Raw genomic sequence first — 12,253 nt, 5'->3', positions numbered from 1 at the left:
AGACAAGCCTCGGCGCCACGCTTGAGCACCACCTCCGGCGTGCCGATCTGTGCGTACGCCTCGAACACCGCCTCACAGTCGGCAAAATGAAACAGTGCCTGTTCGTCATCCACCGTCAGCAACGCCAGATCGACATGCGGTAACACGCTGCGATACGCCGCTCGCGCCTCTTCCTGCGAGACCCACAAACGCGGCCGATAGTTGTTGTCGAAGACGATCCGCGCATCGCGCTGGCGGGCTTCGATCAGGGTCTGGATCAAGCGTTCGCGGCCCTTGGCCCCCAGCACTGCGAGGGTGATGCCGCTGAAATAAAGGACGTCGTAGTCCGGCAGCGCCGCCAGAATCGGTTCGGCCGCCGGCGTGGTGAAGCAATCGCGCACCGCCGCTTCATTGCGCCAGTAGAGAAAACGCCGCTCGCCATTGGCGTCGGTCTGAATGCAGTACAGGCCAGGCAAACGCCCCGGCAAACGCTGCACCAATTCCAGACCAATACCTTCGTCGGCCCAGCTCTGACACATGGCGTCACTAAAGCTGTCATCGCCCAGCGCGGTGACGTAATCGACCTGGGCTTTGTCGCCGAGGGCGCGGGACAGATAGACCGCCGCGTTCAAGGTGTCACCGCCGAAGCTTTGCTGCAGGCTGCCGTCGGCGCGGTGCTGGAGTTCGATCATGCACTCGCCGATCAGGGCGATGCGCGGGGTGTTCGGGCCCAGGGGGCTGAGGGTGGTCATTGGGTGGCGTCTCTGCTGATTCGGTGGTGTTTGATCTGGCCTCATCGCTGGCAAGCCAGCTCCCACACAATCTTCACAGTCCATGAGATCCCTGTGGGAGCTGGCTTGCCAGCGATTGGCCGCAACGCGGTTCCAGGCCCTAGAAGCAGGTCTCCATGCTCTCGACCACCGCCAACTGCTCATCCACCAGCAACCCCACGCGCCACTTGTCGAACGTCAGGCACGGGTGCGAGGTGCCAAAAGAAATGATATCCCCCACCCGCAATTTAACCCCCGGCGCTACGGTCATGAACGCATGCTGGTCCATCACCGCTGTCACCTTGCACGCGCCAACATCATCGCCCACCGCCGGCAACACACCGGCCTTGTAGCGCAGCAGCGGCACCGGCAGGCCGGCATCGAATGCCACATCACGTTTGCCGAGGGCGATCACCGCAAACCCCGGCTCTGGCAGCGATTGCACGTGCGCCCAGACTTCCAGCGCCGGGCGCAGACCTTCGTGCAGGTCGCTGCGACGGTCGAGCACGCAGCACTGCGCCTCTTTGTAGATGCCATGGTCATGCGCCACATAACTGCCCGGGCGCAGCACGCTGAGGAAGCGTCCGCCAGCGTTCTGCGCTTCGAACGACTCGGCGATCAGGTCGTACCACGCCGACCCCGAGGCAGTGATGATCGGCTTGGCAATGGCAAACGCACCACTGTCCTGCAACTGCACCGCCAGCCGCACCAGCGACGCGGCAAATTCACGAATGCCGCTGACCGCGTGATCGCCGTGGATCACCCCTTCATAACCTTCGATGCCGGTCAGGGCCAGCGCCGGTTGTGCGTTGATCGCCTTGGCCAGTTCGATGACTTCCTGCTCACTGCGGCAACCGCAGCGGCCGCCGACCACGCCGTACTCGATCATCACGTTCAACTTGACCCCGCGCGAAGCGAAGTACGCGCCGAGATCGGCAACGTTGTCCGGGTGATCGACCATGCAGTAGAAATCGAAATCCGGGTCGGCCAGCAGATCGGCAATCAGCGCCATGTTCGGCGTGCCGACCAGTTGGTTGGCCATCAGCACCCGACGTACACCGTGGGCATACGCGGCGCGGGTCTGGGTAGCGCTGGCGAGGGTGATGCCCCAGGCACCGGCGTCGAGCTGACGCTGGAACAGCGCCGGGGTCATGCTGGTTTTGCCGTGGGGCGCGAGTTCGGCACCGCTGTCGCTGACGAACTTCTGCATCCAGCGAATGTTGTGCTCCAGCGCCTCGCGGTGCAGCACCAGCGCCGGCAGGCTGACGTCACGCACCAGGTGCGCGCCAATGGCGGCGTCGCCCTTTTCCACAGCGGTATTGATGGCAGTCGTCATGGTCAAACTCCTCGCGTTCTTTCGCGGCCGGCAGGCAGCCGCGGTTATTCGTTGATCCGCCGGGCGAGGCTGTTGGCGCTCTCGATCAGCACCCGGCGGTAGTCGTCGTAATTGTTCTTCGCATCGGCCCGTGGGGCGACGATGCACAGGGTGCAGATGGCGATGCCGCCGGGGTCTTTGACCGGGGCGGCAAAGCAATGGGTGAAGGTGTCGGCCACGCTATCGAAGGAGAAGAAACCGTCGATGCCGGCCTGCCGGATCTCTGCCAGAAAGCGCTCCAGCGGCAGGCGCTCGCCGTCGGGCAGGATGTAGTCGTCTTCGTCGATCAGATCGATGATCTGCTGATCGCTCAAATGCGCCAGCAGCAAGCGCCCGGACGCGGTCCACGGGATCGGTGCGTTTTCGCCGATGTCGGAAGAAATACGGAAATGCCGCTCGCCCTCCTTCATCAGCGCCACCGTGTATTTGCGCCCGTTGAGCAGGCACATCTGCGCGGTTTCCCGGGTCTGGCTGACGATTTCCTGCAAGGCGTGATCGGCCTCGCGACTGAGGTCGAAATGGCGCAGATGGGCCTGCCCGAGAAAGTACAACTGGCGACCGAGATAGACGTGACCGTCCTTGCCCACCGGCTCCAGAATCCGCCGCTCCAGCAGCGACGCGACCAGTTCGTAGACCGTGGATTTCGGGCTGCCGATACCGTTGGCGATGTCGTTCGGACGCAGCGGCTGGCCGATCTCCTTGAGGAAATCGAGGATATCGAACGCCCGGTCCAGACCTCGGGCCCGGCGTTTGATGGTGTCTTCGGTCATGTCAGTACTCACTCAAAATGCCTCTGTAGGAGCTGCCGCAGGCTGCGATCTTTTGATCTTGCCTTTGTGGTGCATCCAAAATTGCCAAAAGATCGCAGCCTTCGGCAGCTCCTACAAGAGCCGACGACAATCAGGCCTTTTTCTTGTAGGCGATGCAGTCGATCTCGACCTTGCAATCGACCATCATGCTCGCCTGCACGCAGGCCCGCGCCGGGGCATGCTCAGGCTTGAAGTACTCGCCGAAAACCTTGTTGAAACTGCTGAAATCCCGTGGATCGTCCAGCCATACGCCGGCCCGCACCACATCTTCCAGGCCATAACCGGCCTCTTCGAGAATCGCGATCAGGTTCTTCATGGTCTGGTGGGTCTGCTCGACGATGCCGCCAACGATGATCTCGCCATCCACCGCCGGCACCTGGCCGGACACGTGCAGCCAGCCATCGGCTTCAACGGCGCGAGCGAATGGGCGCGGCTGGCCGCCAGCCGCGGTGCTGCCGGTGCCGTATCGGGTAATGCTCATGGGTACTTCTCCTGATGACAAAGCATAAATTAGAACCGCGTGCTCTTGAGAAACTCAGCCAGACGCGGTGATTGCGGGCGTTCGAACAGCTCCTTGGGAGGCCCCTGCTCTTCGATCCGCCCCTGATTCATGAAAACGATCTTGTCCGAGACCTCGAAGGCAAAACGCATTTCGTGGGTCACCAGGAGCATGGTCATGCCGTCTTCGGCCAGGCCCTTGATCACGTTGAGTACTTCGCCGACCAGCTCCGGGTCGAGCGCCGAGGTGACTTCGTCGAACAGCATCAGGCTCGGGTTCATCGCAATCGCCCGGGCTATCGCCACGCGCTGTTGCTGCCCGCCGGACAACTGCCCGGGAAAGTGATTGCGCCGCTCCAATAGGCCGACCCGCTCCAGCCATTTTTCTGCCAGCACCACGGCTTCGTCCTTGTGCATTTTCTTCACCTTGAGCAGCCCCAGGGTGACGTTCTGCAACGCGGTCAGGTGTGGGAACAGGTTGAATTGCTGGAACGCCATACCGGTCATGGCGCGATGGCGGGCAATGACTTTTTCGGCGTGACGCACGCGTTTGCCGCCGACCTCGTCATAGCCGATGGACTCGCCGTCGAGCAGGATCTGCCCGCCCTGAAACTCTTCGAGCATATTCACGCAACGCAGCAGCGTGGTCTTGCCCGAACCGCTGGAGCCGATCAGCGTCACGACGTTACCGCGCTGCATGCTCAGATTGACGCCTTTGAGCACCTCCACCGCGCCGTACTGTTTGTGCAGGCCACGGATGTCCAGCAGCGGCTGACCGTTCTGAACGTTGGAAACTTGAGCTTGAGTCATGGCAGGGCCACCCGCTTTTCAATGTGCCGGCCGAGTAATTCGATGCCGTAGTTGATGACGAAGAACAGAAAACCGGCGAACAGATAGAACTCCAGAGTCATGAAGGTCCGGGCGATGATCTGTTGGGTACTGAGCAGCAGTTCGGCGACGCCGATCACCGAGAGCAAGGTCGAAGCCTTGACGATTTCGGTGGACGAGTTGACCCAGGTCGGCAGGATCTGCCGTAACGCCTGGGGCAGCAGCACATAGCTGAGGGATTGATAAAACGTCAGGCCGATCGCCTTGCTCGCCTCCATCTGCCCGCGTGGCAATGCTTGCAAGGCACCGCGCACGATCTCGGCGACGTGCGAGCCGCAGAACAGCGTCAGGCCCAGCGCACCGGCCTGAAATGCGCTGATCTGCCAACCCAGCGCCGGCGCCATATAGAAACAGGCCAGCACCAGTACGAACACGGGCGTACCGCGAATCAGATCGACGTAAAAACGGAACGGCGCGCGCATCCAGAACCTGCCGTAAGTCAGCACCAGCCCGGTGACAACCCCGAGCAACGTGCCAAACAGAATCGCCAGCGCCGACACCTGCACACTGGTCAGAAAGCCTTGCAGCAATGTCTCGCGTGCCACCCACAACTCATGCAACCAACTGGGAGATTCGTACATCGCAGCCTCCTATCGGCGGATCGCCAGACGCTGCTCGAGGTAACGCAGCAGCATGGCAATGAGGTAACAGGCCGCGACATACAACGCCGTGGTCACCAGCCAGGTTTCGATCACCCGGTAGCTTTCGACGTTGATCTTGCGCGCGTAATAGGTCAGCTCCGGCACCGCAATCGCGGCGGCCAGCGAGGTGTCCTTGAACAGCGAGATAAAGTTGTTCGACAGCGCCGGCAACACATTGCGCAGCATCACCGGCACGGTGACGTAGGCCTTGACTTGCCATTCACCGAGACCGATCGCCAGCCCCGCTTCGCGCTGGCCTTTGGGAATGCTCAGCAAACCGCCACGGAACACTTCGGTCAGATAGGCCCCGGCATACAGCGACAACGTGATGATGAACGACGGGATCTTGTCCAGGCGGATCCCCAGGCTTGGCAGCGCAAAGTAGATCAACAGAATCAACACCAGAATCGGCGTGTTACGCACCACCGTGACGTACACCGAGGCCAGCACCCGCAAGGCGCGATGCTTCGACAGCAAGGCAAACGCCATCAGCAGGCCGATCACGCAGCCGATGGCGATCGATACCAGCGCGAGCTCAAGGCCCAGACCGAGCCCCGCCAGCAAGGTGTCGAAATCGCGCCATACGGCGGCAAAGTTCAACTGATAGTTCATGGTCAGCAGTACCTTGAGCGGGGCGATTCAGGCGCCCCGCTCTCACGGGATCATTTGAATTCGACTGGGAAACCGATGGCTGGCGACGGCAGATCGACACCGAACCACTGCTTGAACGAGGCCGCGTAAGTCGGGAACTCAACGCCGGTCATGGCTTCATGCAGGGTGGTGTTGACGAAGTTCAGCCAGTCCTGATCGCCGCGTTTGACCGCGCAAGCGTAGGTCTGCGGGCTCCAGGCGTACGTCGGGCTGCGGTAGCGGCCAGGGTTCTGCACCATCAGGTATTTGACCGAGGACTGATCAGTGGCGGCGGTGTCGGCGCGGCCGGAGTTCACCGCCTGATACATCAGATCAACGCTGTCGTACTGATCGACCTTGGCCTTGGGCAGCGCCTGATGCACCAATTCTTCGGCATAGACGTTTTGCAGCACGGCCACGGTAACGCTGTCGCCAGCGGCCTGCAGGTCTTCGATTTCCTTGTACTTGCTGTTGGCCGGCAGGAGCAGACCGACGCCTTCGCGGTAGTACGGCAAGGTGAACGCCACTTGTTGCGCGCGGCTGGCGGTGACGGTGATGAACTGGCAGCTCATGTCGACCTTGTCGGTCAGCAGATTGGGAATCCGCGCATCGGACGACTGTACGACGAACTCGACTTTGTTCGGGTCATTGAACAAGCCCTTGGCCACCATCCTGGCGATGTCGATATCAAAACCCTGCAACTTGCCATCCGCCCCCTGGAAGTGCCACGGCGCATTGGTGCTGCCGGTGCCGACAATCAATTTGCCACGGGCCAGAACACTGTCGAGCTTGCTATCGGCTGCCTGGGCCATGCCCATCACAGCGGACGAAGCCGCAAGAACAAAAACATACGCTTTGAACAACGAAGGACGGCGATGCATGGCAAGCACTCCAGATGATGTTTATTCCGCTATACCGGAACACGGTTTGTTACTACGGAATAGACAGCAGAAAGTGTGCCACAGGAATCGCAGGGAATCTGTGGTGGGTTGAAATGTTTTCAGAATCAATGGGATGCGGGAAATGCGAAAAATCGAGCCAGGTGCGGATACTGCTGGGCTGCGCTACCTTAGGCTACAAATAGCGAGTAGCAGGTTCCCAGATGGAGCACAAAGAGCTACTTCGGTGCAATGTGGTTAGCGATTGAAGGGGTCCAGCTCTCCATATCTATCGGCTAGCGGCTTTGTCGTAGACCTCCCCGCGCTCTCTTCTCCCTACCGCAATCACGGTAACAACCAAAACCTCATTCTTTACGCGATAGACCAGCCTGTATCCAGCACTGCGAAGCTTTATTTTGTAGGCGTTTCCCAACCCTCGAAGTCGATCGGCAGGAACGTGAGGATTGACCAAACGTGTAACGAGCTTCTTTTTGAACTGATCCTGAAGTGCTGAATCAAGCTTTTTCCATTCCCTCCACGCCTTTCTCGGAAAACTCCAGCTCATAGGTCATCTATGGAGACCTTGATGGTAGGGTCGTTTTCTCGCTCCTTGCATAGTGCAATCAGTTCCAGATCCTCAAGGCGATTCATCATCGCCTCATACTCCTTTGCGGGCACACAATAAAACGCCGGCTCATTTCGATTCAGGATCGCTACAGACTGGCCGCCACCGGCGGCCACAGTACCCATGGGATTTCTTTTCAATTCAGAAATACTCGCAACGATATTAGAAAGAACTACGTGAGTCATGATGGTGCTCCCTGGAGTGCTGTTAATGGTGCTTAAAATAGCACTCCAGGACGTCTTTAACGTCTATCGCTTGTTCCCATCCACTCTGTTATTGACTGGAAAAAAAGTATCACGTCCCGACATTCCACATTTCCGGGTTTCGTGTCGGGTCGGTCCTTTAAAAAAGTGGGAAAAATCTCGTGAATCCACGGGCCACCTGTAATTTCTGACAGTAGACCGGTTCTGCACCCTCCTTTAACGTCATTGAACCTTCGAGGTCGTTGAAAAAGGAGTTCTCAATGAGTGCTGCCAATTCTATTTCCAATCTGGCTCCGGTCTACCGCAAAGCCCTGAAAACCTGGCGTCCGGTGATCCTGTACTTCGCCAACGAACACTGTCCTGCCTGCGAATGGGCCGGGCCGGTGTTTCGCGAGGTTGCAGAGCCGTATCGCCTGCGGGCGAACATATACATGCTCAACACCCGTGAGTCGCCGCGTCATCCACTGGTTACCGGTACGCCGACGGTGCTGTTCTACAAGAACGGCAAACTCATGAAGAAGCTCAAAGGCTTCGAATCGGCAGAAACATTAAGTGAAGATTTCGCCCGGCACATCGGCAGAACCAAAGCGCCCGCCGCAGTCCGCCAGCCACGGCATGATCTGGCTTGGTTGCGCCGTACCCTGCGCACGCTCTGCACCCTACCTCGCCCACGTCAGCGGAACTTTTGCTGAAAGTGCCACCTAAGTGCCATTCAATCGATGGCACTTACGTTCCAAATCATCGGTAACACACAAGCCTCAGGCCGGATTGGACAAGCTCCCATCCGGCTGCTTTTCTTTATTTCTCAGCAAGAGAACACACGCTCGCGGCGTTTTCGCCCGGCGTTGCCATGTCCCAGGAGGGGTCAATGTCCTTTAACGTCATGATGGTTTTCGGTACTCGTCCGGAGGCCATCAAAATGGCCCCGCTGGCCCGGGTTCTGCGTCAGTGGCCTGACATCCAACTGAACATCTGTTCCACCGGCCAGCATCGGGAGATGCTCACCCAGGTGCTCGACGCCTTTGAACTGGCGGTCGACGAAGACCTGCACGTGATGACCCAGGGCCAGACCATCAACGGCCTCTCGCAGAACCTGCTCGGACAGCTCGACCAGGCCTACGAACGCATCAAGCCGGACATTGTGCTGGTGCACGGCGACACCACCACCAGCTTCATCGCCGCCCTCGCCGCGTTCAATCGCCAATTGCCGATCGGCCACGTCGAAGCGGGCCTGCGTACCGGCAACCTGCGCGCCCCCTGGCCGGAAGAAGCCAACCGGCGTCTGACCGGCGTGATCGCTGACCTGCATTTCCCGCCGACCTCAAAGACAGCCGCCAATCTGCTGCGCGAAGGCGTGCCCGAGGACAACATCGAGATCACCGGCAATACCGTGATCGATGCCTTGCTGTGGATGCGCGATCACCAGCAACAAACCGACTGGCGCCCAGCTGCCGACTCACCCTTGGCTGCACTCGATGATCAGCGCCGGATGATCCTGATCACCAGCCATCGCCGGGAAAACATCGGCGATGGCTTTCGCAACATCTGTCAGGCGCTGGCCGAACTCGCCGAGCGTTACCCGGACGTCCAGTTCGTCTACCCGGTACACCTCAACCCGCTGGTGCAGGAGGTGGTGTATGGCACGCTCTCGGACAAACCCAACATCTACCTGATCGCCCCGCAGGACTACCCGAACTTTGTCTGGTTGATGGGTCGGGCGCATTTCATCCTCACCGATTCCGGCGGCGTACAGGAAGAAGCGCCGGCCATCGGCAAACCGTTGCTGGTGCTACGTGATGTGACCGAACGGCCGTCGGTGCTGGAAAGCGGCACCATGCTGCTGGTCGGGACCGACAAGTCCCGTATCGTCAAAGAGGCCAGCCAACTGCTGGACGACAAGGACACCTACACCCGCATGAGCCGCGTGCACTTTCCCTACGGCGACGGCCACGCCAGCGAACTGATCGCCACCCGCCTCCACGCCTGGCTGAGCGCTCGCTCGGCGGCGGGTAGCAACGTATGAGTCTGGGTTGGGTCGACTTCTTTGCGTATGTGCTGTTTGCTCTCAAATATGTGGCGATTGCCCTCGCCCTGTTGATGTTCATCCTGGGTCTGGATGACCTGTTCATCGACCTGGTCTACTGGTTCCGCAAACTGATCCGGCGCTGGCGGATCTACGAAAAATTCGAGCGCGCCGACGAAGAGCGGCTCTACACCATCCCCGAAAAGCCCCTGGCAATCATGGTGCCGGCGTGGAACGAGGTGGGCGTGGTCGGCGAAATGGCCCGGCTGGCCGCCTCGACCATCGATTACGAGAATTATCAGATCTTCGTTGGCACCTACCCCAACGATGCGGAAACCCAGGCCGACGTCGACGCGGTCTGCCAGCACTACCCCAACGTACACAAAGTGGTCTGCGCCCGCCCCGGCCCGACCAGCAAGGCCGACTGCCTGAACAACATCATCGACGCGATCCTGCGCTTTGAAAGCGAGGCGAAAATCCAGTTCGCCGGGTTCATCCTGCACGACGCCGAAGACGTGATTTCGCCGATGGAATTGCGCCTGTTCAACTATCTGCTGCCGAACAAGGACCTGATCCAGATCCCGGTCTACCCCTACGCCCCCGAGTGGAAAGGCTTTACCGCCGGGCACTATGTCGACGAGTTCGCCGAGAACCACGGCAAGGATGTCATCGTGCGCGAAGCCCTGACCGGCCAGGTGCCGAGCGCCGGGGTCGGCACCTGCTTCAGTCGCAAGGCCATCAGCGCTCTGCTCGAAGACGGCGACGGCATCGCCTTCGATGTGCAGAGTCTTACCGAGGACTACGACATCGGTTTCCGCCTCAAGCAAAAAGGCATGAAGTGCATCTTTGCCCGTTACTCGGTCAGCGATCCGAAACTGGCACTGAAGCAACCGTGGGTGCTCGGCATGAACCGCGAGTTCTCCCAGGTGATCTGCGTGCGCGAGCATTTTCCTCGCGATCTGCAACATGCCATCCGGCAGAAATCGCGCTGGATCGTCGGCATCGTCTTTCAGGGCACCAAGAACCTCGGCTGGAGCCGCAAGGGCCTGCTCAACTACTTCCTGTGGCGTGATCGTCGCGGGCTGATTGCCTACATGTTGAGTTTTCTGGTCAACCTGCTGTTCGTGGTGCTGATCGCGATGTGGCTGATTACGGTGATTTCGCCGGACTCGTGGCGCTATCCATCGATTCTCTCCGACAGCTCGCTGCTCTCGGTATTGCTCTGGCTCAACGGCTTCATGCTGCTCAACCGGCTGTTCCAGCGTGGCTGGTTCGTGACCCGTTATTACGGGCTGGTGGAGGGCCTGCTCTCGGCACCCCGCATGATGTGGAGCAACTTCGTCAACTTCTTCGCCAACCTGCGCGCGCTGCGTCAGGTCATGGAGATGGGCGATTCGCGGCGCGTAGCCTGGGACAAGACTACCCATGAGTTCCCGGCATTGACCAAGGCCCAACGGACGCCGCTGGGTCATCGACTGATGGAAAAAGGCCTGCTCACCGAGGAGCAACTGGAAGCCGCGATCACAAGCCCCGTGCGTCGGCGCCTGGGTCGCGAACTGCTGCTGCGTGAGTACATCAACAGCACCCAACTGGTACAGGAACTGGCCGAACAACTGGAGCTGGAATGGGCTCCGCTCAATCCCTTCAAACTCGACCCGCGTCTGATCGAAGCCGTACCGCGCCGGGTTGCGAGCCACTACGGCGTGCTGCCGGTCGCCGAGGAAGGCGAGACTCTGGTGCTGGCCTCCGAAGGTCCCGTCAGCCAGGTTTCGCTCGGCGCAATCAGTCGCCAGTTGAAACGCCCGGTGCGCTGCCGACTGGCACCGCAAGGCCGGGTAACGCTGGGGATTCGCTACTGGTACGCCAGCCCCCGGCAAAGTGAGGAAGTGCGTCACATGCTGCAAGTGCTTGAACGCCATCAGGACGACGAAGCTCTGCTGGAACGGGTGAGCCGCCATCAGGTGTTGCTTGGCAACCTGCTGCAAGTGCGCGGCATGGTGCCGCCGACCCTGTTCAATCAGGCGCTGATCGACTTCGATGCGGACAAGATGTCCCTCGGCGAACACCTGATTTCCCGCGGAATGATCACGGAGCAAGTGCTCCAGCAAGCCCTGGCCGACCAGGCCAGTGAACAACAAGCGGCTTACCGCATCGTTCGGGAGGTCGCATGAAACCAGTACATCGTCACACCTTGCTGATGGGCAGCCTGCTGCTCGGCCTGAGCAGCGCATACCCGCTGCACGCCGCGCCGCTGAGCGACTTTGAACAGTTCCGCAGCTATCCCTACATGGATCGCAGCTACCGCGAAGCCAAAAAAGGCAACTGGAAAGAAGTCGAACGGCTGATGCGCCACCTGCTGGAAAAGGTCCCGAAGAACGACGAAGCGCGGGCGTTGCTGGTGGAATCCCTGGCCAGACAGCGGCGTTACAAGGACGCCGTCGAAGCCTTGCCGGCCAATGACAGCGAAGCCACGCTGGACTTGCGTCTGACCTGGATCGAACAGGATCCGCCGAGCAGCACTCAGGTCGAGCAGTGGATGGCGACCAGCGACCTCAATGACCGCGTGCGCCTGTGGCAGGCCTACAGTTTGAGCCTGGCCAAATTCGGTGGCGCGGCCAAGGCCCACGACTGGCTGGCGCAACTGGCGCCCAGGGGCGATGACAATATCTTGCGTCTGGCCCGCGCCAATTGGTCCGAGCAATTGCGTGACTGGAGCGGCACCATCGAGCAACTGGCACCGCTCGCGGCGCGCAAGCAACTGGATGCCGAGGGCTGGCAACGTCTGGCCAACGCCTATGTGCAGCGACTGGACGAAAAACCGCTGCAACAACTGCTGCAACAGGCCCCAAGTCCTGAGGCCGCGCGCAAGGCGCGTCTGGCGATGGTCGATCGCGCCATCGCCATGGGCCACGATCAACAGGCGCAGCGCTGGCT

General features: G+C 60.1%; 12 protein-coding genes and 2 pseudogenes. 4 read left to right on the top strand and 10 right to left on the bottom strand.

Annotation, left to right across the window (positions count from 1 at the left end):
- The 10 genes and pseudogenes from DBR18_RS25180 to DBR18_RS25135 all read right to left on the bottom strand — a co-directional run.
- Positions 1-731, bottom strand: a 731-nt coding sequence (locus tag DBR18_RS25180) for a sugar kinase (protein WP_108592350.1), incomplete at its 3' end; no start/stop codon positions are given.
- Positions 732-870: 139 nt separating this feature from the next.
- The gene (locus DBR18_RS25175) at positions 871-2,085 is read right to left on the bottom strand and encodes an amino acid deaminase (RefSeq protein ID WP_108592349.1); all 1,215 of its coding nucleotides are present in this window, start codon (positions 2,083-2,085) and stop codon (positions 871-873) included.
- Positions 2,086-2,129: 44 nt separating this feature from the next.
- Positions 2,130-2,894, bottom strand: a complete 765-nt coding sequence (locus tag DBR18_RS25170) for an IclR family transcriptional regulator (RefSeq protein WP_108592348.1) — start codon at positions 2,892-2,894, stop codon at positions 2,130-2,132.
- A 130-nt stretch (positions 2,895-3,024) separates the two neighbouring features.
- The gene (locus tag DBR18_RS25165) at positions 3,025-3,414 is read right to left on the bottom strand and encodes a RidA family protein (RefSeq protein WP_007912330.1); all 390 of its coding nucleotides are present in this window, start codon (positions 3,412-3,414) and stop codon (positions 3,025-3,027) included.
- A gap of 29 nt (positions 3,415-3,443) precedes the next feature.
- On the bottom strand, positions 3,444-4,241 hold the full coding sequence (locus DBR18_RS25160) for an amino acid ABC transporter ATP-binding protein (protein ID WP_108592347.1): 798 nt from the start codon (positions 4,239-4,241) through the stop codon (positions 3,444-3,446).
- Positions 4,238-4,900, bottom strand: coding sequence for an amino acid ABC transporter permease (locus DBR18_RS25155; protein WP_108592346.1), 663 nt, complete (start codon positions 4,898-4,900; stop codon positions 4,238-4,240). Before DBR18_RS25155 ends, DBR18_RS25160 begins: the two co-directional genes overlap by 4 nt.
- Before the next feature lie 9 nt (positions 4,901-4,909).
- Positions 4,910-5,572 (bottom strand): amino acid ABC transporter permease, encoded by a 663-nt coding sequence (locus DBR18_RS25150; RefSeq protein WP_003225455.1) that lies wholly within the window; start codon positions 5,570-5,572, stop codon positions 4,910-4,912.
- Between the two features lie 50 nt (positions 5,573-5,622).
- The gene (locus DBR18_RS25145) at positions 5,623-6,471 is read right to left on the bottom strand and encodes a transporter substrate-binding domain-containing protein (protein WP_108592345.1); all 849 of its coding nucleotides are present in this window, start codon (positions 6,469-6,471) and stop codon (positions 5,623-5,625) included.
- A gap of 286 nt (positions 6,472-6,757) precedes the next feature.
- A pseudogene (locus tag DBR18_RS25140) lies at positions 6,758-7,040 on the bottom strand (type II toxin-antitoxin system RelE/ParE family toxin).
- Entirely contained in the window at positions 7,030-7,278 is a 249-nt protein-coding gene (locus tag DBR18_RS25135; protein WP_003225462.1) for a type II toxin-antitoxin system Phd/YefM family antitoxin, read from the bottom strand. The pseudogene DBR18_RS25140 and the gene DBR18_RS25135 overlap by 11 nt, the downstream one beginning before the upstream one ends.
- Before the next feature lie 278 nt (positions 7,279-7,556).
- Between DBR18_RS25135 and DBR18_RS25130 the strand changes: the two genes are divergently transcribed.
- The 4 genes and pseudogenes from DBR18_RS25130 to DBR18_RS29955 all read left to right on the top strand — a co-directional run.
- The gene (locus tag DBR18_RS25130; protein ID WP_108592343.1) at positions 7,557-7,988 is read left to right on the top strand and encodes a co-chaperone YbbN; all 432 of its coding nucleotides are present in this window, start codon (positions 7,557-7,559) and stop codon (positions 7,986-7,988) included.
- 176 nt (positions 7,989-8,164) lie between these two features.
- Positions 8,165-9,319, top strand: a complete 1,155-nt coding sequence (gene wecB, locus DBR18_RS25125; protein WP_108592342.1) for a non-hydrolyzing UDP-N-acetylglucosamine 2-epimerase — start codon at positions 8,165-8,167, stop codon at positions 9,317-9,319.
- Positions 9,316-11,490, top strand: a complete 2,175-nt coding sequence (nrfB, locus tag DBR18_RS25120; protein WP_108592341.1) for a cyclic di-3',5'-guanylate-activated glycosyltransferase NrfB — start codon at positions 9,316-9,318, stop codon at positions 11,488-11,490. Before wecB ends, nrfB begins: the two co-directional genes overlap by 4 nt.
- Positions 11,487-12,253: pseudogene (locus DBR18_RS29955) on the top strand (phage receptor); the annotation flags it as partial. The gene nrfB and the pseudogene DBR18_RS29955, both read left to right, overlap by 4 nt.

The sequence above is a fragment of the Pseudomonas sp. HMWF021 genome, from assembly GCF_003061005.1.
Lineage (GTDB): Bacteria > Pseudomonadota > Gammaproteobacteria > Pseudomonadales > Pseudomonadaceae > Aquipseudomonas.
Note: the sequence above shows the minus strand (reverse complement) of the source record. Positions and strands in the feature narration are given on the sequence as shown.

What these genes read in the sequence shown, in the direction of transcription:
- DBR18_RS25175 (WP_108592349.1), bottom strand. Translation starts at nt 2,085, where the DNA reads ATGACGACTGCCATCAATACCGCTGTGGAAAAGGGCGACGCCGCCATT.
- DBR18_RS25170 (WP_108592348.1), bottom strand. Translation starts at nt 2,894, where the DNA reads ATGACCGAAGACACCATCAAACGCCGGGCCCGAGGTCTGGACCGGGCG.
- DBR18_RS25165 (WP_007912330.1), bottom strand. Translation starts at nt 3,414, where the DNA reads ATGAGCATTACCCGATACGGCACCGGCAGCACCGCGGCTGGCGGCCAG.
- DBR18_RS25160 (WP_108592347.1), bottom strand. Translation starts at nt 4,241, where the DNA reads ATGACTCAAGCTCAAGTTTCCAACGTTCAGAACGGTCAGCCGCTGCTG.
- DBR18_RS25155 (WP_108592346.1), bottom strand. Translation starts at nt 4,900, where the DNA reads ATGTACGAATCTCCCAGTTGGTTGCATGAGTTGTGGGTGGCACGCGAG.
- DBR18_RS25150 (WP_003225455.1), bottom strand. Translation starts at nt 5,572, where the DNA reads ATGAACTATCAGTTGAACTTTGCCGCCGTATGGCGCGATTTCGACACC.
- DBR18_RS25145 (WP_108592345.1), bottom strand. Translation starts at nt 6,471, where the DNA reads ATGCATCGCCGTCCTTCGTTGTTCAAAGCGTATGTTTTTGTTCTTGCG.
- DBR18_RS25135 (WP_003225462.1), bottom strand. Translation starts at nt 7,278, where the DNA reads ATGACTCACGTAGTTCTTTCTAATATCGTTGCGAGTATTTCTGAATTG.
- DBR18_RS25130 (WP_108592343.1), top strand. Translation starts at nt 7,557, where the DNA reads ATGAGTGCTGCCAATTCTATTTCCAATCTGGCTCCGGTCTACCGCAAA.
- wecB (WP_108592342.1), top strand. Translation starts at nt 8,165, where the DNA reads ATGTCCTTTAACGTCATGATGGTTTTCGGTACTCGTCCGGAGGCCATC.
- nrfB (WP_108592341.1), top strand. Translation starts at nt 9,316, where the DNA reads ATGAGTCTGGGTTGGGTCGACTTCTTTGCGTATGTGCTGTTTGCTCTC.